Origin of the sequence: Paraburkholderia sp. J11-2, assembly GCF_905220185.1 — a bacterium.
In the GTDB taxonomy this organism is placed as follows: Bacteria; Pseudomonadota; Gammaproteobacteria; order Burkholderiales; family Burkholderiaceae; genus Paraburkholderia.
Window position 1 is genome coordinate 212,801 of the sequence record NZ_CAJMYY010000002.1, and the last position, 20,148, is coordinate 232,948.

The 20,148-nt window shown below is 64.4% G+C and carries 19 protein-coding genes; 3 read left to right on the forward strand and 16 right to left on the reverse strand.

Annotated features, from left to right (window positions below):
• Positions 1 to 43 precede the first annotated feature (43 nt).
• Positions 44 to 952, reverse strand: coding sequence for a LysR substrate-binding domain-containing protein (locus U5A57_RS03205; protein WP_321908125.1), 909 nt, complete (start codon positions 950 to 952; stop codon positions 44 to 46).
• 150 nt (positions 953 to 1,102) lie between these two features.
• On the opposite strand from U5A57_RS03205, the gene U5A57_RS03210 reads away from it, so the two are divergent.
• Positions 1,103 to 3,883 (forward strand): HAD-IC family P-type ATPase, encoded by a 2,781-nt coding sequence (locus U5A57_RS03210; protein WP_321908126.1) that lies wholly within the window; start codon positions 1,103 to 1,105, stop codon positions 3,881 to 3,883.
• Positions 3,884 to 3,922: 39 nt separating this feature from the next.
• The gene (locus tag U5A57_RS03215) at positions 3,923 to 5,665 is read left to right on the forward strand and encodes a Na/Pi cotransporter family protein (RefSeq protein ID WP_321908127.1); all 1,743 of its coding nucleotides are present in this window, start codon (positions 3,923 to 3,925) and stop codon (positions 5,663 to 5,665) included.
• Positions 5,666 to 5,687: 22 nt separating this feature from the next.
• Here U5A57_RS03215 and U5A57_RS03220 read toward each other — a convergent pair whose 3' ends face one another.
• The 15 genes from U5A57_RS03220 to U5A57_RS03290 all read right to left on the reverse strand — a co-directional run bounded on the left by U5A57_RS03220 (position 5,688) and on the right by U5A57_RS03290 (position 19,438).
• Positions 5,688 to 7,208, reverse strand: a complete 1,521-nt coding sequence (locus tag U5A57_RS03220) for an ATP-binding cassette domain-containing protein (protein ID WP_321908128.1) — start codon at positions 7,206 to 7,208, stop codon at positions 5,688 to 5,690.
• The gene (locus U5A57_RS03225; RefSeq protein ID WP_321908129.1) at positions 7,205 to 8,131 is read right to left on the reverse strand and encodes a branched-chain amino acid ABC transporter permease; all 927 of its coding nucleotides are present in this window, start codon (positions 8,129 to 8,131) and stop codon (positions 7,205 to 7,207) included. The genes U5A57_RS03220 and U5A57_RS03225 overlap by 4 nt, the downstream gene beginning before the upstream one ends.
• A 21-nt stretch (positions 8,132 to 8,152) precedes the next feature.
• A complete protein-coding gene (locus U5A57_RS03230; protein ID WP_321908130.1) occupies positions 8,153 to 9,028 on the reverse strand; it encodes a branched-chain amino acid ABC transporter permease in 876 nt (291 codons plus the stop codon).
• An 88-nt stretch (positions 9,029 to 9,116) separates the two neighbouring features.
• Positions 9,117 to 10,382 carry an ABC transporter substrate-binding protein gene (locus tag U5A57_RS03235; RefSeq protein ID WP_321908132.1) on the reverse strand — a complete coding sequence of 422 codons (1,266 nt, stop codon included), beginning with the start codon at positions 10,380 to 10,382 and terminating at the stop codon, positions 9,117 to 9,119.
• A gap of 260 nt (positions 10,383 to 10,642) precedes the next feature.
• Positions 10,643 to 11,089, reverse strand: coding sequence for a lipocalin-like domain-containing protein (locus tag U5A57_RS03240; protein WP_321908133.1), 447 nt, complete (start codon positions 11,087 to 11,089; stop codon positions 10,643 to 10,645).
• A gap of 33 nt (positions 11,090 to 11,122) precedes the next feature.
• A complete protein-coding gene (locus U5A57_RS03245) occupies positions 11,123 to 11,374 on the reverse strand; it encodes a hypothetical protein (protein ID WP_321908134.1) in 252 nt (83 codons plus the stop codon).
• A 169-nt stretch (positions 11,375 to 11,543) separates the two neighbouring features.
• Entirely contained in the window at positions 11,544 to 11,942 is a 399-nt protein-coding gene (locus U5A57_RS03250) for a VOC family protein (RefSeq protein WP_321908135.1), read from the reverse strand.
• A gap of 87 nt (positions 11,943 to 12,029) precedes the next feature.
• Entirely contained in the window at positions 12,030 to 13,595 is a 1,566-nt protein-coding gene (locus U5A57_RS03255) for a methyl-accepting chemotaxis protein (protein ID WP_321908137.1), read from the reverse strand.
• A gap of 238 nt (positions 13,596 to 13,833) precedes the next feature.
• Positions 13,834 to 14,274 carry a CBS domain-containing protein gene (locus tag U5A57_RS03260; RefSeq protein ID WP_321908138.1) on the reverse strand — a complete coding sequence of 147 codons (441 nt, stop codon included), beginning with the start codon at positions 14,272 to 14,274 and terminating at the stop codon, positions 13,834 to 13,836.
• Between the two features lie 163 nt (positions 14,275 to 14,437).
• Positions 14,438 to 15,448, reverse strand: coding sequence for a DUF2891 domain-containing protein (locus tag U5A57_RS03265; protein ID WP_321908140.1), 1,011 nt, complete (start codon positions 15,446 to 15,448; stop codon positions 14,438 to 14,440).
• A gap of 10 nt (positions 15,449 to 15,458) precedes the next feature.
• Positions 15,459 to 16,409: a DUF979 domain-containing protein gene (locus U5A57_RS03270; protein ID WP_321908142.1), complete on the reverse strand. Its 951-nt coding sequence runs from the start codon at positions 16,407 to 16,409 to the stop codon at positions 15,459 to 15,461.
• Positions 16,406 to 17,116, reverse strand: a complete 711-nt coding sequence (locus tag U5A57_RS03275; RefSeq protein ID WP_321908143.1) for a DUF969 domain-containing protein — start codon at positions 17,114 to 17,116, stop codon at positions 16,406 to 16,408. Before U5A57_RS03275 ends, U5A57_RS03270 begins: the two co-directional genes overlap by 4 nt.
• 287 nt (positions 17,117 to 17,403) lie before the next feature.
• Entirely contained in the window at positions 17,404 to 18,132 is a 729-nt protein-coding gene (locus tag U5A57_RS03280) for a 2OG-Fe(II) oxygenase (protein WP_321908144.1), read from the reverse strand.
• A 1-nt stretch (position 18,133) separates the two neighbouring features.
• A complete protein-coding gene (locus U5A57_RS03285; RefSeq protein WP_321908145.1) occupies positions 18,134 to 18,685 on the reverse strand; it encodes a methylated-DNA--[protein]-cysteine S-methyltransferase in 552 nt (183 codons plus the stop codon).
• A 27-nt stretch (positions 18,686 to 18,712) separates the two neighbouring features.
• Positions 18,713 to 19,438, reverse strand: coding sequence for a 2OG-Fe(II) oxygenase (locus U5A57_RS03290; protein WP_415774573.1), 726 nt, complete (start codon positions 19,436 to 19,438; stop codon positions 18,713 to 18,715).
• Between the two features lie 243 nt (positions 19,439 to 19,681).
• Between U5A57_RS03290 and U5A57_RS03295 the strand changes: the two genes are divergently transcribed.
• Positions 19,682 to 20,131: an ester cyclase gene (locus tag U5A57_RS03295; protein WP_321908147.1), complete on the forward strand. Its 450-nt coding sequence runs from the start codon at positions 19,682 to 19,684 to the stop codon at positions 20,129 to 20,131.
• Positions 20,132 to 20,148: the final 17 nt, after the last annotated feature.

A 20,148-nucleotide genomic window follows, 5' to 3' on the forward strand; every position in this document is an offset into this window, starting at 1 on the left:
ATGCATGCATGCGCTGGGCGCATGCATGGCCCCTGAACGCTGCTTACACCGCCGTCTGCGCCTCCGCCTGCTCGAAAAGCCAACGTGTGAACAAACGCGCCGCCTGGTTCTGCGCGCGGTCGTTGGGCGAGATCACGTAATAGCCGCCGCCGTGGCTCGCCGAACTCTCGCCCACACGCACGAGCAAACCGTCGTCAATACAGGCGTCGATCATGTAGCGCCAGCCTAGCGCCACGCCCTGGCCGAGTATGGCCAGCTGCACAAGCTGCGGATAGTGGTTGATCGTGAGGCCCTGTGGTGTTTTCGGCATCGTCACGCCATTCAGGTCGAACCATTCGGGCCACGACATCCATTGGCGCTGGCCGTCTTCGAGCAGCAGCAGCGTTTCGTTCGCGAGGTCGGCGGGCGCAAGCAAGCGGCCCGCGAGATAGCCCGGCGAGCACACGGGAAACACTTCTTCGTTAAAGAGGCGGCGCGCGGTGAAATGCGCGGGCGCCTGCTGGCGCACGTAATACACGCCAACGTCGAACTCCGCGGGCGACATCGAGGCGAGCCCGTCGCGCACGATCAGGCGCAGCTTGATGTTGGGATACGCCTTGCGAAATGCCGGCAGGCGCGGCGTGAGCCATAGCACCGCCACGCCCGACGAGCAGGCAATGGTTAGTTCGAGGTCGCCATAGTGCTTCATCACGTCGAAGGTGGCTTCGGCGCATTGCGTGAGAAGCCGCTGCACCTGCGCCGCATATTGTTCACCCGCTATCGTGAGCCGCAGCGAACGGTGCTCGCGCACGAACAGCGAGCGGCCAAGAAAATCTTCGAGCTGCTGGATCTGGCGGCTGATTGCACTTTGCGTAAGGTGCAGTTCGGCGGCCGCGCGCGTGAAGCTGGCGTGCCGCACGGCGGCTTCGAACGCGACGAGGCAGGGCAGCGGAGGCAGTGGCGTGATGCGCATGGAATGACTCGGGCGGGTCGTGGCAAGGAGATGTTGCCATACATCCCGCCGCGGCTCGCTCCAACGGATGTTGCGCGCACCAGGTTGCGCGTGCCTGCCGCGAAAAAAACTTACTATTGCGTTGAATCTCTGTGCAACCGGAGGGCGAAGATGAGTTCTGGGGAGAAAGCGGCAACAGGCGCAAGCGCAGGCGCGGCGCAGTGGCACGCCATGCCTGCCGACGAGATCGAGCGCCAGCTCAAGGTGAAGCCGTCGCAAGGGCTCGATGGGGCGGAGGCCGCCCAGCGCCTCGGTACCTATGGGCCGAACGTGCTGCCCCAGGGGAAGAAAAGCGGCCCCCTCGTGCGCTTCCTGGCACAGTTCAACAATGTGCTCATCTACGTGCTGCTCGCGTCCGGCTTCATCAAGCTGATGTTGAGCCTGTGGCTCGACGCCTCGATCATCTTCGCGGTGGTGATCCTCAACTCGTTGCTCGGCTTCCTGCAGGAAGGGCGCGCCGAGAAAGCGCTCGACTCGATTCGCAACATGCTTTCCGCCGAAGCGCGCGTGCTGCGCGCCGGCGAGGTGCGCCTGATCCCCGCCGACGAGGTCGTGCCCGGCGACATCGTGTTGCTGGAGTCGGGCGACAAGATCCCCGCGGACATCCGTTTAGTCGAGGCGAGAAACCTGCGCACGGAAGAGGCGGCGCTCACGGGCGAGTCGGTGCCTGCTGAGAAGAACACCGGCGCGGTGCCGGCGCAAGCCACCGTGGGCGACCGCGAAAACATGGCGTTTTCCGGCACGATGGTCCTTTCGGGCCGCGCAACCGGCATCGTCGTCGCAACGGGTAGCCAAACGGAGCTTGGCCGCATCAACCAGATGCTCGCCGAGGTCAGCGCGCTCGAAACGCCGCTCCTTCGCCAGATCAAGAAGTTTGGATACGTCATTACGATCGCCATCGGCATTCTCAGCGTGCTGCTCTTCGCGTGGGGCCACTGGCTCGGCCACATGACCTTCATCCAGTTGTTCCAGGCGGTGGTGGGCATTGCGGTGTCGGTGATCCCCGAGGGCCTGCCAGCGCTCATCACCATCACGCTCGCCATCGGCGTGCAGCGCATGGCGAAGCGCAACGCCATCATCCGCCGCCTGCCCGCCGTGGAAACGCTCGGCTCCGTCTCGCGCATCTGCTCGGATAAAACCGGCACGCTCACCCTCATGGAGATGATGGTGACCTCGGTCGTGACGGCAGAAGCGCCCTATGAAGTGACTGGCGACGGTTACGCCCCTGAAGGCGAAGTCCGCGCGGGCGGCAAGGCGCTCGACGCCGCGCCGCCGGAAGTCCTCACGCTCATGGGCCGCGTATCGATCCTGTGCAACGACGCCGGACTCTTCGAGGAGGACGGCAAATGGAAGGTGGAAGGCGACCCGACCGAGGGCGCGCTCTATCCGTTCGCCGGCAAGCTCGGCATGGACCGCGGCGCGGAAGCCGCCGCCGCACCCCGCATCGACGGCATTCCCTTCGAGTCCGAGCACAAGTTCATGGCCACGCTGAACCGGTCGGCGCAAGGCGAGATGCTGCTCGTGAAGGGCGCGCCGGAAGTGATCATCGAGAACTGCGACCGCCAGCAAACGGCTAGCGGCCCCGCGCCGCTCGACCGCGAGCGCTTCGCACGCGAAGGCGAACGTCTCGCCTCGCAAGGCGAGCGCGTACTGGCGTTGGCGTGGCTGCCAGATCCCGGCCTCCAGGTTGGCAACCTCGGCCCGCAGGACCTGCCGAAGACGCTCGTGCTGCTCGGCCTCGTGGGCCTCATGGACCCGCCGCGCAAAGAAGCAATCGACGCCGTGCGCGAATGCCACGGCGGCGGTATTCGCGTGACGATGATCACGGGCGACCACAAGGTCACGGCGGCGGCAATAGCGGGCATGCTCGGCATCGGCGACGGCAAGACGGCCGTGGCCGGCACCGAGATCGAGGCGATGAACGACGCCGCGCTGCAGGAATGCGTGCGCGACGTGGACGTGTTCGCGCGCGCGAGTCCCGAGCACAAGCTGCGGCTCGTGAAGGCGATCCAGGCCAACCGCCAGGTGGTCGCCATGACGGGCGACGGCGTGAACGACGCGCCTGCGCTCAAGAAGGCCGATATCGGCGTGGCAATGGGCATCAAGGGCACGGAAGTGACGAAGGAAGCGGCGGGCATGATCCTCGCCGACGACAATTTCGCCTCGATCTCCGCGGCGGTGAAGGAAGGGCGCACGGTCTACAACAACATCGAAAAGGCCATGCTCTTCATGCTGCCGACGAATATCGCCCAGGGCGCGGTGATTGCCATCGCGATCCTGTTCGGCTTCACGCTGCCGATCACTGCGCCGCAGGTGCTGTGGGTGAACATGGTCACCTCCGTTGCGCTCGGCCTCGTCATTTCCTTCGAGCCGCACGAGGACGACGTGATGCAGCGCCCGCCGCGTTCGATCGACCGGCCTATCGTCACACCATTCGGCGTGTGGCGCATTCTCTTCGTCGGCGCCGCGCTCGTGCTCTATACGCTCGCGGCATTCTTCTGGATGAAGTCGCAGGGCGCATCGGACTTCATGGCGCGCACGGCCGCCGTCAACGCCATCACGATGGGACAGGTCTTCTATCTGCTCAACAGCCGCTCGCTGATCAATTCGGCGCTATCGGTGCGCGCGCACATGGGCAACGCGTATCTCTGGTACGGCATTGGCGCGGTCGTGGTGCTGCAGATCCTCTTCACCTATACGCTGCCCTTTCACGCCATCTTCGAAACCGAGTCGCTGCCGCTCGCGGCCTGGCTTTGGCTCGTGGCGGGCGCGATCCTGTTCTTCCTCGTGGTGGAGCTCGAGAAGCTCGTCATTCGCTCGATACCGGCGCTCAAGCGGTCCGTGAGCCCGCCATCGCGCGCCGCGGCCACAAGGCAGTACCATGACGCGTAGAATCGTTTCGTCCCGACTCGAGAGCGAGGGCCCATAGCCATGCTGCCTGGTGCGAATCTGAATCTGGTCGAGGTGATTGGTCTGCTCGTCGGCGGCCTCGCCCTGTTCCTCTTCGGGCTGGACCTCATGACGGGGGCGCTCAAGACGCTTGCCGGCGCGCGCCTGCAATCGCTGCTGGGTTCGCTCACCGCCAACCGCTTTCGCGGCGTGCTAGCGGGCGCCGGCATCACGGCGCTGCTCAATTCGTCGACCATCACCACGGTGCTGCTGGTGGGCTTCGTTTCCGCGCGGCTCATGACGCTGCGGCAGTCCATTCCGATGATCATGGGGGCCAACATCGGCTCGACGCTCACCGCGCAGATCATCGCGTTCAATATCTCCGCACTCGTGCCGTTCATGCTCGCCGGTGGCTTCCTGCTCTACGGTTTTGCGAAACGCGAAACGCTGCGCGAGCTGGGCGGCGCACTGCTCGGGCTCGGCTTGCTGTTCCTCGGCATCGAGATGATGGGCAACGCCACGCGGCCCTTGCGCGACTACCAGCCGTTCATCGACGCGATGCAGGACATGCGCAATCCGCTCGTCGGCATTGTGATCGGCGCGGTGTTCACGGCCATCGTGCAAAGCTCGGCGGCCACGCTCGCCATCGTCATAGCGCTCGGCAGCCAGGGGCTGATTCCGCTCGAATCGGGCATTGCGCTGATACTCGGCGCCAACGTGGGCACCTGCGGCACGGCGCTGCTCGCCTCGATCGGCAAGTCGGCGGAAGCGGCGCAGGTCGGTATCGTTCACCTGCTCTTCAACGTGCTTGGCGTGCTGTTCTTCGCCTTTGCGATTCCACAGTTCGCCGACTTCATACGCATGATCTCGCCTTCCGCGCCCGACTTGAGCGGCACTGCGCGCCTCGCGGCGGAAACACCGCGTCAGGCCGCCAATGCGCACACGGTGTTCAGCGTGTTCAGCACCTTCGTGCTGATCTGGTTCACCGGGCCGATTGCGAAGCTCGCCGAACGCCTGGCCCCGGTGCGACGCGAAGCCTGGCAGGACCCAGGCGTGCCGCGCTACCTCGACGAAACGCTGGTCGAAATGCCGGCGCTCGCCATTGCCCGCGTGCAACTGGAACTGGCTTCGCTCGGCAAGCTCGTGCAGCTTCTGGTCGAGCAAAGCGCCAAGCTCCTGGCCGAGAGTTCCTCGCAGGCGCTTTCCACGGTGGCAAACGAGGACAAGGCGGCGGACTCGCTAGCCACCGCCATTCTTACCTATATCGGCAAGCTCTCCGACGCCGTGCATAGCGACGACGAAGGGCGGCAACTGGTCGACCTCGCGCGCATTGCGACGTGCCTCGACGCTATCCGCGAAGTGGCCACGACGAGCATGCTCGCGCTGAGCCAAAGGCGTGCCGCGCAAAGCGCAGACGTGAGCGTGTTGGCGAGCAACGCCGAATTGCTGCAATTCGGCCGGTCCGTGATCGAGCATTTCACGCTGGCCGTGCAGATGATCGCGCACCCCGAGGCCGACGTCGTGACGCGCATCGTCAACGCCAAGCCGGAAATCGAAGCGCTGTCCGACTCGGCGCGGCAACGCATCCTGTCCGCGCTGCAGTTGCGCAACGAGGGCGCGGCGTTCATTTTCCGCTTCGCCAACGACGTGATCGAGCAGCTCAACGAAGTGGCGCGGCTCTCGCGCGCCATCGCCAAGGCCACGCGGTGGCTGCACGACGTGAAAGTGCTGGAACCTCAAGGCACCGAGGCCGTGGCCGAAGCTGAGGCCGAAGCCCAGGTGTAATGCCCGCGCGCTGGGTTGGTCCTCAACGCGCAGCGCCCGAGGTCAGTGCCTGAGGATCGCTCGTGGGCACGGCTTCGAGAAAACCGCGGCCCATCTCCGCTTCGAAACGCGAAGCGCTGCCCTCCCAGATAATGCGCGCGTGCTCCAGCACATAAACGCGGTCCGCGTGCGGCAGGGCGAAGCGAACGTTCTGCTCGCCTAACAACACGGTAATGGGCGTGGACTGCTGTAGCGCATCGAGCGCCTTCGACAACTGTTCGAGGATCACGGGCGCAAGCCCGAGCGTCGGCTCGTCGAGAATCAGCAGCTTGGGCTGGGGCATGAGCGCACGCGCAATGGCCAGCATTTGCTGCTCGCCGCCCGAGAGCGTGCGCGCGGTTTGCCCCTGGCGCGACTTGAGAATGGGAAAAAGGTCGAAGAGCCAGGTGAGCTGCTGTTTGCGCACTTCGTCCGAAAGATGATAGCCGCCGAGTTCGAGATTCTCGCGCACCGTCATGTCGCCGAACAGCTCGCGCGTTTCCGGGCATTGCACGAGGCCCGCGCGTGAGACGGCCGCCCCGCTCATACCCTTCAGGTCGCGCCCGTCGAAGTGGATCGTCCCTTTGTACGGCAGGAGGCCCGAGAGCGCGTTGAACAGCGTGGTCTTGCCCGCGCCGTTGAGGCCGACCACCGAGACGAACTCGCCCTCGCGAACGTGGAGGCTCACACCGTCGAGCGCACATGCCTTGCCGTACAGCACGCGCACGTCCGAGACCTCGAGAATGGCGCGCTTCGCCTCGCCCGCGACGCTCGCGCGCTGGCGCAATTCGAGCTTGCCGCCCAGATACACGCGGCGCACCGTTTCGTTTTGCATCACCGCTTCGGCCGTGCCTTCGGCGACGTGCTCGCCCAGGTACATGGCGAGCACGCGGTCGGCCAGCGCGGAGAGGCTCTTCACATTGTGATCGACCAGCAGCACCGCGCGGCCCTCTGCGCGAAAACCGCGTATCAGCTCGGAGAAGGCCTCCGACTCCGCAACCGTGAGTCCTGCGAACGGCTCGTCGACGAGCACGACCTTCGGGTCGCGCGCAATCGCTTTCGCCATTTCCATGCGGCGCAGGTCGGCGAAAGGCAGCGTGGCGGGATGCCGGTGCATGACGGCGGCAAGGCCCACGCGCGCGGCAATTTCCTGCGCGCGCTGATGCACGTGCGGTTCTGCCGCCAGCTTCACCAGCGAATCGGGCAGCAGCGCGAGCTTGATGTGCTCCAGCACCGTTTGCCGATGCAGCGGCCGTGAATGCTGGAACACGATGCCCACGCCCGCACGCGCGATGCGGTGCGGCGCCCAGCCGGCCATCTCCACGCCGTTCACCTTGACCGAGCCCCCGTTGGGCCGCTCGATGCCCATGATGAGCTTCATCACGGTCGACTTGCCGGAGCCGTTGGGTCCGATCAGGCCCAGTATCTCGCCGGGCCGGATGTCGAAGCCAATGTCCTTCACCGCGACGAGACCGCCGAAGCGCTTGGTCAACCCGCGAACTGAGAGCAGCGGCGTGTCGTTCATTGGCGTTCCCTCGCGCGCAGCAGGTTGCCGAGCAAGCCGTCCGGAAAGAACAGCAGCGCGGCGAGCGCGACTGCCGCGACGACGAACGTGTTGAGCTGGCCGAGCGGGCGCAGAAATTCGCCGGCCACGATCAGGAAGATCGATCCGAGCACCGCACCGAGTATCGTGCGCCGGCCGCCGAGCACGGCCGCGATGATGATCTGCACGCCCACACTCAAATCCACCACCGTGCTCACGGAAGCCGTGCCTTGATAGAACACCAGCATCGCGCCGGCCACACCCGAAAACACGGCACTGATGCAAAAGGCCACGAGCTTGTGCCGCGTAACGTTGAAGCCCAGCGCCTGCGCGCCGGTGGCGTCCTGGCCGCTCGCCTGCAAGATGAGGCCGATTGCCGAGCGCGAGAGGCCGAACAGCAGGATCGCGCACACCACCAGAAACGCCAGCGCGATCCAGTAGTTGTGGTTGGCGTCGACGGACATCACGTCGGGCACCATCATGCCGATCTCGCCGCCCGTCACGCCCGCGAAGATCACAATGGCGTTCTGCAGCAGCAGCACCGCCACGAGCGTGACGAGACCGAAGTACGGACCGCGCAGCCGCAGCGCGGGCACCGCGAGCAGCAGCCCGCCCACCAGCGCGACGAGGCCGCCCGCGATCACGCAAACGGGTATCGGCATGCCCCAATGAGCGTCGATGATCGCCGCGGAATAGGCGCCGAGGCCGATCAGAAACGTGGGGCCGAAATTCACCTCGCCGGCAAAACCGAACAGCAGGTCCCACGACATGGCAAACACGCCGAAGTAATACGCGACCGTGAGCACGCCGAGGATATAGCCCGACATCCACCACGGCAGCGTGGCCGCCGCAACGGCGAGCAACACGGCCACCCATACCCCACGCGAACGAAGAAGACCGGACATGTCGATGCTCCCTGCGTTCGGTTAGCGGCGGCCCAGGAAACCCTGGGGCCGCACATACACGACGAGCACCAGCAGCAGCAGCGCGGGCAGCGGCCGCAGCGTCGGCGCAACGAGGTACGCGGTGACGGTCTCCAGATAGCCCACGACATACGCGGCCATCAACGACCCGGAAACGCTGCCGAGGCCACCCAGCACGACGATGGAGAACGCGCTCGCGGTGAGCTGCCCGGCGTTGTTCGTGCTCACGCCGAGGAACGAAGCGAGCAACACGCCCGCAATGCCCGCCAGCACGCCGTAAATGGTCCACGCGAGCAGATAGATGCGCGAGAGTTCGAAGCCGAGCAGCGTGAGGCCGCGCGGATTCATCGAGGCCGCGAGCAGCGCCTTGCCCGCGCGCGTGCGGTTCACGAACAGCCACAACAGGCCGATCACGGCCCAGCAGACCACGGCGATCATGATCTCGTTGAACGGCACGCGCACGCTGCCTATCATCGCCACGCCGCTGATGAGCGGGCGCATCGTCACCGGGTTGTCGGTGAAGAGCCAGGCCATGCCTTGCTGGATCATGATGCCCCACAGCAGCGTGCCGGTGAGCACGAAGATTTCCTTCTCTTCGTTCGGAATGGCGGCGGAGCGCTGAATGGGCCGCACCACCATCAGGTAGGTGACGTAGGCCGCGACGAGTCCGGCGACCACGCCGAGCAGCGTGCCGAGGTAGGTGCCGAGGCCGGCTTCGCCCGCAAGCATCCAGCCCATCAGCGCCGCGACGAGCATCACGCCGCCGTGTGCGAGATTCAATATGCCCGAGACGCCGAAAATCAGCGTAAAGCCGATGGCGCCGAGCGCGTAGAGCGAGCTGATGGCAAAGCCGTCGATGAGAATCTGCAGGAGCAGCATGACCGGCCTTTCATTTGGGTGGGTCGCTGGATGCGCAGCGCGGCCCGACGCCTGGGCGTTGGGCCGCACTACGCGACGCACTACGAAGCTAGTTCGCGCTGGCCTGCTGGATCTTGATGAAGGTCGGGAACTTGACCTTGCCGTTCGCGACGGACTTCGGCCAGATCGCAATCTGCTTGCCGTCCTGCCACTGCAGGTTGATGCCGGTGATATACCCCGGGCCGTACTTGAGCGCGTGCGTGAACTGGTCGTTCTTGCCGTAGAACTGCCAGCGCCCGATCGTGCCTACATAGTCGGTTTTCTCGAGCGCGGCGACCATCTGGTCCGGATCGGTCGAGCCTTTGTTGCGCTTGATCGCATCCGCGATGATGTGAACAAGGTCGTACGTCGAGAAGCCGCAATACGCTGGCGAGACGCCGAACTTCTTCTGATACGCATCCGCGAAGGGCACCGTCTTCGGCGTAATTGCCACGCCCGGAGCCGCAGCGGAAGCCGTGATCACGCCTTCGGTCGCGCCGTTCGTGTCCTTCCAGAAGCTCGTGGTCGTGGCCTGCGAGCTTTGACCCGACATCGGGATCGGCACCTGCTGGTCGTGCCATTGCACGGTTGGCTGCACGCCCACATGGCTGATGCCCGTGGTGATGGTATCGGGGTGCTTGGCCTCGATCTGGTTGAAAATTGGTGTGAAGTCCGAAGTATCCGGATTGAAGCGGATATGATCGAGCACCTGGAGACCGGCCTTGGGCAGGCATTCCATGAAGCGCTCGTCGAGCGGCTTGGTCCACGCCGCGTCCTCGCTCATCACGACCGTCGACTTCATCTTGAACTGGCCAACGAGAATATCGTGCGAAAAGTCGCAGATCGACTGCGCAATGAAAGCCGACGTCATCCAGCCATGGAACGTGTACTTGTAGTTGTCGTAGTCGTCGTGAACGTGCTTCGAAATGTCGTTGCTCGCGGCGCCCGGCGTAACAAAGGGCATTTTCAGCCGCGCCGACCACGGCTCCATGGCGAGCGCCACTTCGCTGATATAGCTGCCGATCACGGCGACCACCTTGTCCTGGGTCGCTGCGCGCTGGAATGCGCGCACGCCGTCGGAGGCCGACGAGTGGTCGTCATACGCGATGATCTGGATAGGGCGGCCATCCACGCCGCCGCTCGCGTTGATCTCGTCCGCGGCGAGTTGCGCCGCCTTGCTGATCGAGGCGCCCGCCACTGCGGACTCCTCACTGATCACACCGATCTTGATCGGGTCGCCCGCGGCATGCGCGCCGGCCGCGAGGCCCAGCCCTGCTGCCACCATACCCGTCGCCGCTACGCGATAAAGGTTTCGCCACACGCCGTTATTGGACATCCTGCATCTCCGATTCGCCTGGATCGTTGAGGAACATCTGCCCGCTACATTGCAGCTTTGAAGAATGCGCCCACAACAGTATCACCAGCCTTTGCGTGCTCAATCGGTAAAAACGATGACAGGTAACGTGCAGCTTTCATGGTGCAAAGCGGCAAAAAAATGCGCCGCCCCGCACGGCTGCGAACGCGACGCGCAACACCTCGCGCATGCCTCACGTCGATGATTGCGATCTTCACGTATACGACAGTTGAACGTGCCGTCTATTCGACCTTCACCCACGCCAGCTCTGAAATGCATTCCTTGCCCGTGACCGGATTGCGGGCGGGCGGCATCGTGAGGTACAGGTTGTTGCCGTCGATTCTGAAACGGCGCAACTGAATCGTCCCCGTCCATGATTCATTCCACGAAGTGTCGACATGGTGACTCACGAGGTCGCCCTCGATGCTCCACGTCCCCGCGTAAGCGCATAAGCCGTTGAACAGCGCAATGCGCTCGGCGTCGGTGGGCACGAGGTCGGCGGGCGCGTTGCGGTGCTTGTCGACCACAATCGCGTACATCCGCTTGTCGGCGCTGTAGTTGAGATAGCCGCCTGGGTGTGAGCCGAACAACTCGGTCTTTTCTCCGGTGTCCAGATCTTCGGTCGTGAAAGATTGCAGCTTCCATGTGCCCAGCAGCGCAGCGCTGCCGGTTTGCTGTGCTTGTGCCATTGCGTTCCCCTTCAGCACAACCTGGGCAGCGCGCTAGCGCTGCTTGCCCCACCGCCAGCGAGGCGGCTCGCCCTTGAGCCAGCACACCGCGCAAAGCGCGAGCGAGGCGAGTATCACGAGCCCCGCGAACGCGAACGCATGCCGGTGCGGTTCAAAAAAAACAGCAATCAAACAGATCGACAGCACATACACAGCTAGCGCCGCCCAACCCTGCCAGGTGAGCGGAAGTCCCCACCCCCAGCCATAGCGTTTGGCTCGAAACCAGTATTTTCCAGTGCCTGACATTTACCCTTCTCCTACGAATCGCGTTTGCGCCGCTGCGTCAATGATCGGCGTTTGGAAGGGCGTTTGGCAACCGCATTGCGGCCTCGCCTCGTTCCGGGTCAACCCGGATCGAGAAGGATTGCGAAGTTTCAATGACGGTGGATTTGCGCGTATAGCGCGTTACGAAACGTCAGGCGGGTGCCAAATGGCACACCGCCTCGACGCGGTTGCCGGCCGGATCGACAAGAAAGGCAGCGTAATAGTCGGCGTGATAGTGCGGCCGCAAGCCCGGCTCGCCATCGGAGCGGCCGCCCGCCGCGCAGCCGGCTGCATGGAACGCATCGACCTGAGCGCGCGAAGCGGCCTTGAAGCACCAGTGCCGCTTGTTCGGCACGATGGCACTGGAGTCCAGATAGACGGAAAGATAGGACGATTGCGTTTCGGCGGCGTCGCACCGCTCGCCGTAGCCAAGCGCGCCAGGGCGGTCATAGACCTTGAGCGCGCCCAGCGCGTTCATGATCGCGTCGTAAAAGTGGCGCGCTGCATCGAGATCGGGAACGCCGATCGAAACGTGATCGAGAAGCTGCATGGTGTCCGAGGTCCGCAGTCGTCAATGCATGACTATAACCGGCGATTCACACCATGCAGCGTGCGCGTTCGTGCGCCTTCGTGCGTGTTACCCCGTGCGCCCGGTGCGGAACACCGAAACCGCGGCATTGAGCCGGTGCGCTTCGTTTTCGAGCGACGAAGCCGCGGCCGTTGCCTGCTCAACGAGTGCCGCGTTCTGCTGGGTCACGAGGTCCATCTGGCCAACGGCGATGTTGACCTGATCGATGCCCGTGCTCTGCTCCGCCGCCGCCGATGCGATCTCGTTCATGATCGCGCTCACGCGCGCGATCGCCTCGACGATCTCGCTCATCGTCGAGCCCGAGCGCTCGACGAGGCCCGCGCCGGTTTCCACGCGCGACGTCGACGACTCGATCAGCTCCTTGATCTCCTTGGCCGCCGCGGCGCTGCGCTGCGCGAGCGAGCGCACTTCGCTCGCCACCACCGCGAAGCCGCGCCCTTCCTCGCCCGCGCGCGCCGCTTCCACGGCCGCGTTCAGCGCGAGAATGTTGGTCTGGAACGCAATGGCCTCGATCACACCGACGATCTCGCCCACGCGCCGCGAGTCGCCCACGATGTCCTGCATCGTGCCGACCACTTCGCGCGAGAGCGCACCGCCCTGTGCCGCGAGACCGGAAGCGCCCTCGGCGAGCGTGCTGGCCTGGCGGGCGTTTTCGGCGGTCTGCTTGACGGTGGAGGTCAGTTCCTCGATGCTCGCAGCCGTTTGTTCGAGCGAGGCGGCCTGCTCCTCGGTGCGCTGCGAAAGATCCGTGTTGCCCGCGGCAATCTCGCTCACGCCCTTGTCGATCGACAGCGCGCCTTCGCGCACGCTGCTGACCGTCTTGATGAGCGCATCCTGCATCTGCCGCAATGCAGCCTGAAGGCGGCCCATTTCGTTGTTGCTCGTCGCCTCGACCGTGCCGCTCAGATCGCCCGCGGCGATACGCTGGAACTGCGCGATAGCGGCGTCGACGGGATGCACGATCGCGCGCATGAGCGCGGCGCGGCCAATCCATGCGAGCAGCAACGAGAGCACCATGCCCACGGCCACCGCAATGCTCACTGCATTGAAACGGTCCTGCGCTTCCTGGTAGCGCTGCGCGCCGAGGTCGATCTGGCGCTTCTCGAGCACGAGCATCGCCTTTTCGTAGCTGCCGTAGAGCGACGGCAGCTTGTGGCCCTGCATTTCCTGGAACGCGGTCTTGTCGCCGGCCTTGAGCGCCGCGAGCGCCGGTTCGACGCCGTCGTGCAGGAAGCTGTTGCGCTTGGCCTGCATGTCGGCGATGAGATCCTGCGCCTCGCCCTCACCGCTCGCAATCGACAGATAGTGGTCAAGACGCTCGTTCGAGTTCTTCAGGTACTGGTCGTAGCGCTTGAGCACCGCGTCGGCGGCGTCGTGGTCGCCGAGTTCGGAAAGCGAGGCGTTGGTGGCGAGCGCGAGGCGCAAACGCAGCAGCTGGCCGGCACTGCCTTCGAGGTCCGCGACGGCCGGCGTATCGACGGTGTACATCGTGCGCAGCGACTCGTTGCCCGCTCGCATCGACAGAAGTCCTGTGGCGGCCCCGCCAATCAGGACGATGCCGAAGAAGGCGATCATCAGCGTCAGGCTGGCGCGTATTGACAGCTTGTGAAGCATTCCTGGTCTCTCTCCGTGGGGCGCGCAGCACTGGAGGCCACGCGTGTCCCAGTCGTTTTCATCGAATGTTCCGGCGCGCTTACCCAGTGCAGCCCGGTCGTGCGGGCTGTTTAAGCGTCCAGTACATAACAACGGCAGGAGAGGTTGCGAACTTTATGGTTCGCCGCAAAGAAGTACGACCGTTAGCAACACTTCGTATTACAGACCGAAATACGGGATGCCTGCGAGTCAATGCGCATCACGCGCTGACCGCTTCCCCGCCCGCCTCGCCCTCGTCCATCGGCACGAGATAGCGCAGCACGTCGCGCCAGCTCACGATGCCCACGGGCCGGAATTCGGCATCGACGATGGGAATGCACGAAATCTTGTTGGCGAGAAAGAGGGCCACAGCTTCGGAAAGGGTCGACTCGGGCCGCAGCGTAAGCGGCTTGCGGCTCATGATCTGGTGCACGCGCTTGTTAAGCGTGCCGAGGTCGCGCGCGGATTCGACCACGCTGTCGATGAACGGGCTGATTGCGCGCAGCAGGTCGCGGTCGGAGACGACGCCTTGCAGCTTGCCGTCTTCGACCACGAGCAGATGGTGAAAGCTCGCCTCCGTGAAGATCTCGCGCACCGTTGCGAGCGTCTCGTCGAAACCGACGGTGACGACACGGCTCGTCATGAATTTCTCTACTTGCATACCTTCCAGACCTGAGTGGGTTCGACGTCCCGAGCCAGTCTATGCCCTGCGCAATGGACTGCGGATTCCGGCGGCGGCTCGGGGCTTCAGCCCGTTATATCGACCGCGCGCGCGGAAATCTTCAGTCTGGAAAGGGGCGCGCCCCACAGGTTTCACGCGTTTGTCATGCTTCGAGCGCGAGCGTCGCGAAGGTGGCGAGCCAGTGCTCACCCATATAGTCGCCGGCCACGTGGTCGAGCGCGCTGGCCAGATGCACTTGCGCGGCATCGTTGAGCACAGCAACGCGAGCGTCGCCGGCGGGCAGTGCGCGTGCGAGCGAGCGCTGGCACCACGCACGGCTCAGGTTGAGCCCGTCGAGGTGGGCGATCTTGCCGTCGCTGCGGTCGGTCACGGTGGCCGGCGTAAAGAGCGTGGCGGGTTCTTGCGCCGCGAGATTGGGCAAGAAGCGCGTGAACCACGGCTCGAACTGCGGCGCGCGCAGTACGCGGCTCATCAGCAAGGCGACGCTCAGTGCGGGCGAGAGGAATTCGTCGCCGCCCGGCTCCCACGCCTGGCAGCCCGCGTCGTTCGCGTGCCAGCGCATAGCCGTGTCTTCAATCAGCGTCACCAACGCCGGGCGCGACGTGGCCTTCGCGAAGTCATACGCGAGCGTGAGCGCGAACGCCGTGTTGAAGTGCGTGCCCACGCGCAGCGGATACGTTGCCTTCGGCAGGAATTCCTCGAAGCGCTCGACGAACCACTCGGTGAGCGGCGCCAGCGCCGCCTTCCAGCGCGCGGCCTGCGGCAGTTTCAGCGCGTCGACCTGCGCCGCGAGCGCCAGCAGCCACGCCCAGCCATAAGGCCGCTCGAAGCCGCGGTTGTGCGCGAGCGTGAGGTAGGCCATTTCGCCCGCCATTTTCTCCGGCGTGAAGTGCTCGTCGACCACGGCGACGATCTGCGCCGCCTCGGGCAAGTCGGGAAAGCGCTCCAGCAGATGCAGCACGAGCCAGTAGCCGTGCACGCACGAATGCCAGTCGTAGCTGCCATAAAACACCGGGTGCAGCGCGCGCGGGCCCTGCACGTCCTGCGGGCCTTCGAGCGAGTGCGTCAGCTTGTTCGGATACTCGCGCGTGAGGTGGGCGAGCGCGAGCGAGGCGAACTTCGAGGCGTGGGCGGCGGTGAGGTGTGGGGTCATCGTGAACTCGTCAGAACCGGAAAACGAAGGCGTACATCAGCAGCGTGTTGACGACGAGAAGCAGCACGGCGGTCGGCCATTGCGCCTTGATCACGCCGTTCTTGTCGCTCAATTCGAGCAGCGCTGCCGGGACGATGTTGAAGTTCGCGGCCATGGGCGTCATGAGCGTGCCGCAGAAGCCCGAGAGCATGCCGATCGCGCCGAGAATCGCGGGGTTGCCGTGGAACTGATGCACGATCAACGGCAGGCCGATGCCCGCGGTCATCACCGGAAAGGCCGCAAAGGCGTTGCCCATGATCATCGTGAAGAGGGCCATGCCGAAAGTGTAGGCGGCCACGACCGCGAACGCCGAGTTTTGCGGAATCCAGTTCGTGACGAGTTCGGACACCACGTGGCCCACGCCCGCCGCCGCGAACAGCGCGCCGAGCGCCGCGAGCATCTGCGGCAGGATGGCGGCCCAGCCCACGGCGTCCATGGTGTGCCGTGCGCCCTTGAGCGCGTGCACGGGCGAATCGCGCAACATGACGAGCGCCGCGCCGAAGGCCACGAGCGTAGCGATCACGAGCGAGATCAGCGTGACGTTCTTCGCCTCGACGAAGGGCGCGTACTTGAGCGTGAGCGTGCCGACGAGCGTGATCACGGGAATCAGCAGCGCGGGGATGAAGAGCCGGCTGCCGAAGCGCCCCGCCCCTTGTTCGCGGCGCGCCTGGGCCGTGGCGTTGTCATTGCCCGCAGGGCTGCGGCCGAGCTTGCCGGAGCCCGCGATCAAGGCGAGCGCGATGGCAAGGCAGCCCATCACGAAATGCGGCAGCACGCCGCCGAACAGGAACGTCACGGCATAGACGCCCCAGAACACGAAGTTGACGACACGGCGCGGGTTCGCGCGGTCGAGCAGGTTAAAGAGGGCGAACGACGCGAACATCAGACCCGCGACGATATAAAGCGATTCGAGCTTGATCACGATGCGGCTCCCTGGCGGCTTGCTGCGCCCGGCGCATTGGCCGCGCCGAGGCGCCGCGAGAGATTGTGATCGAGCAGTTTCAGGCGCACGCAGTGAATGAGGAGCGCCGCGAACGCGGTGGGAATCGCCCAGACCGAGACTTGCAGCGGCTGAACGATGATGCCGTTCTGCTCCAGAAAGCCCTTGATGAGCAGGATCGACTGGATCGCGATGAAGATGTCTTCGCCGAAGAACACGGCGATGTTGTCAACGGCCGAGGCGTTCGCGCGGATCTGTTGGCGCACCGCGTCGGGTACGTCGCCGTAACGCTGCGTGGCGGCACCTTCGGCCATGGGCGCAATGAGCGGACGCACCATCTGCGCGTGTCCGCCCAGCGACGTGAGGCCGAGTGCGGCCGTGATCTGGCGGATCACGAAGTAGAGCATCAGCACGCGGCCGGTGGTGGCGGCGTGCACGCGCGAAATGAGGTTTTTTGCCTGCTCGCGCAGGCCGTTGCGCTCGAGCAGCGCGATCACGGGCAACGTGAGCCAGACAAGGCCCATGTAGCGGTTATCGGCAAACGCCTTGCCGAAAGCGCTGACGATCTCGACCGTATGCAGGCCGCCCGCAAGCCCCGTTGCAATACCCGCCGCGGTCACGACGAGCAGCGCGTTCAGGCGCAATGCAAAGCCGATCACCACGATCGGCACCCCTATCAGAACCAGCATCTCTCCTCCGCCTTGTGTCTTTGCGCCGGACTCGTGACGCCGGCCGCGCGGGCGCGCTTCCCCGTTGCGCCCGATTCAGGCCAGGAATCTATCACGACAATTTATCGACAAATAGTCGATAAAGTCTTTTTAGGGGAAGTCCCTGGGCCAAATGCGCTATCTGGAAGCGGAGTGAGGCCGCCGCAGGGCGGCGCTGGTCCGGGGCGGGCGGACTAGGCGGTTAGTTGCATCTGCATATGATGGATCGGAGTGCCTGTGCGCGCCTCAGCGCGACCGCATGGGATGCGTCAGGTATCCAGATCGAAGGCGTGTTGACCGTTTGCCGCTTGCGGCGCGTCGTGGAACGACAACTCAAAGCCGATGCGCTCGCCGCTGCGCACCCGGCTGATGGCGTGCCGAAGGTTCACACGGTAGTAACCGCTGCTGCCTTTGAATGGCCGCTGGGCCGTGGCGATGATCGCCGCGTCGCCCAGGCCAAGCGGAACGACTGTCGGGCGCGACTGCATGCGCGGGCGCTGCTCCGTCAACACCAGTTCGCCGCCCGTGAAGTCTTTCCCCGGCGCCGCGAGCAAGGCGACCACTTGCAGCGGAAAGACATGCTCTCCTTCGCTGCGTTGATGCAGCGCCAGATAGTCGTCGGCGCGCAGTTGATTCAAATGCGATTGCGACTGCGTTTGCCCTGCTCGCCGGTTGTGCTCGAGAAATGCAGTCAGTTCAATCGGAAATCGATAAGGCATGCCAAGGATCTCGTTCCAGCGATTCGCGAGAGGCGCTAGTTGGCGATAGAGGTCCGCACGCCAATGCGCCCAAGGCTGCGGCAAAGCGGCGTCGAAATACAGCAGATCGCCGCAACCGAGATCGAGCGAATCGAGCGACACGCGGCGCAATGCGCTCGATGCGCTGGCCTCGCGCGCAAGCACACGGGCTTCGTCCGCGCCAAAGAGTCGAGGCAGTGCCGCATAACCTTCGCTATCCAGTTGCGCGGCGATCGCACGCCAATCCATTGCGTCGATCATGTCAAAACCCCGGGAGTGTTGCCGTTCGCGGAACTTCGCGCGTAGCGGGAATCGCCTTCTCGTGTTCGAGCAGCCAACGCTTGCGATGAAGGCCCCACGCGTAGCCTTTCAACTCGCCGTTGCTGGCAATCACGCGATGGCACGGCACGACGATCGCGATGGGATTCGCGCCATTCGCCGCACCGATGTCGATTGCCGCGCGCGGATCGTCGAATCCCAGCGCTTTCGCGAGCTTGCCGTAGCTCGTGGTCGTGCCAGCCGGAATGCGACGCAACGCGGCCCAGACCTTTTCTTCCAGATCCGAACCCGCCATGACGACCGGTAGCGCATCGAGCGCGCCCAATTCGCCGGAGAAATAGCGCGCCATGGCGTCCGTTATCAAAGACGGCGCGGCAGCGTCGATCAATTCGGCGCTGCCGTAACGTTCGCGCAAACCACGATGCAGACGCGAGCGGTGATCGGAGAATTCGAGCGCGTGTAGCCGGTGCTGCGCATCGCTCACCAGCATGAGATCGCCAACCGGCGACTCGATATGGCCAAGAAACAATTGCATGATGCGGTCCTTCGCGTTCTGCGCGCACTAACGTGAATCGTGAAAAATCAGGCCGACGGTATGACGCTTCCCACTGCGCACCACGCTCACGCCGTGGCGCATGGCGACCTTGCGCGTACCGCCGCGCCGATTCGCCGCCGGCCGCTGGTTGACGGTGAACAGCACCGCGTCGCCCTGCTCCAGCGGAATCACTTCCGCACATTGGCCGTTCGAAGCGCTCTGCGTCATCACGAACTCGCCGCCCTCGAAGTCAACGCCGGGCCGCGAGAGCAGCATCGCCATCTGCAGCGGAAACACATGTTCGCCGTAGAGATCCTGGTGCAGGCAGTTGTAGTCGCCTGGGCCGTATTCGAGGATGAGCGGCGTTGGGCGTGTCTGGCCTGCGCGGTGGCATTGGTCGAGAAACGTATCGAGGTTGGCCGGATACTGCGTGTCGATCCCCAGTCGCTTGTTCCATCGATTGGCGATAGGCGCGAGGTGCGGATAGATCGCCTGCCGCAACCGCTGCAACAACGACGGCAGTGGATACGAAAAATACTTGTATTCCCCGCGCCCGAAGTTGTGACGCGCCATCACGATGCGCGAGCGGAAGCCATCGTCGCTCGGGTATAGCGCGGCGAGTTGCGTGCACTGCACGGGCCTGAGCACACGGGGCAAAACGGCGTAACCGTGCGCATCGAGCGATCGCTCGATCTCGACCCAATCGTAAGTGCCGGATTCCGGCTTGTCCGCCCTCATGGCTGCGGTTTTCATCGCTCCGTTTCCTCATGTCGCGACGGCTATTCTCGCCGACATCGCATACGGACTCACGATACGCCGACACACCACGCGTTCCGATCCGGATGTTGCGCTCTAATTCCGCGCGCGCCGCAGCGTGAATCGCGCTCGAACGTCACGGCAAGAAACGGGTATCTGCTCGGGTTGCTGCTCGATATTGTGCGTTTCAGGCGAAGCAATCCCGCTTCACCATGAATCGAAATCAGCAAGGAGTCGAACATGTCGATGCAAGAGGACAACAAGGCGATCGTTGGCCGCTGGTTCACGAGTTTCTGGGGCGAAACCTGTAACCTGGGTATCGTCGACGAACTGGCCGCGCCGGACATGCTGCTCAAGTATTCGCTGCACGAGCCGCGCCGCGGCCGCGAGGACATCAAGGCGTTCATGAGCGGCTTTCGCACGGCGTTCCCCAATCTGAACTTCTGGGGTGCAGCCGACCTCATCGCCGAGGGCGAATTCGTGGTGGGTCAGTGGGAAGGCGGCGGCACGCATTCGGGCCCGGCGTTCGGGGACTTTCTCGCGGGAGCGTTGCCGGCGGCGAGCGGCCGCAAGATGCATTTCACCGGCACGACGGTGTTGCGCCTGAAGAACGGAAAGATCGTGGAAGAGATCGGACTGGACGACGGCGTAACGGCGCTCACGCAGCTCGGGCTCATCAAGCCGGCCTGACTGCGCCGCTAACGGCG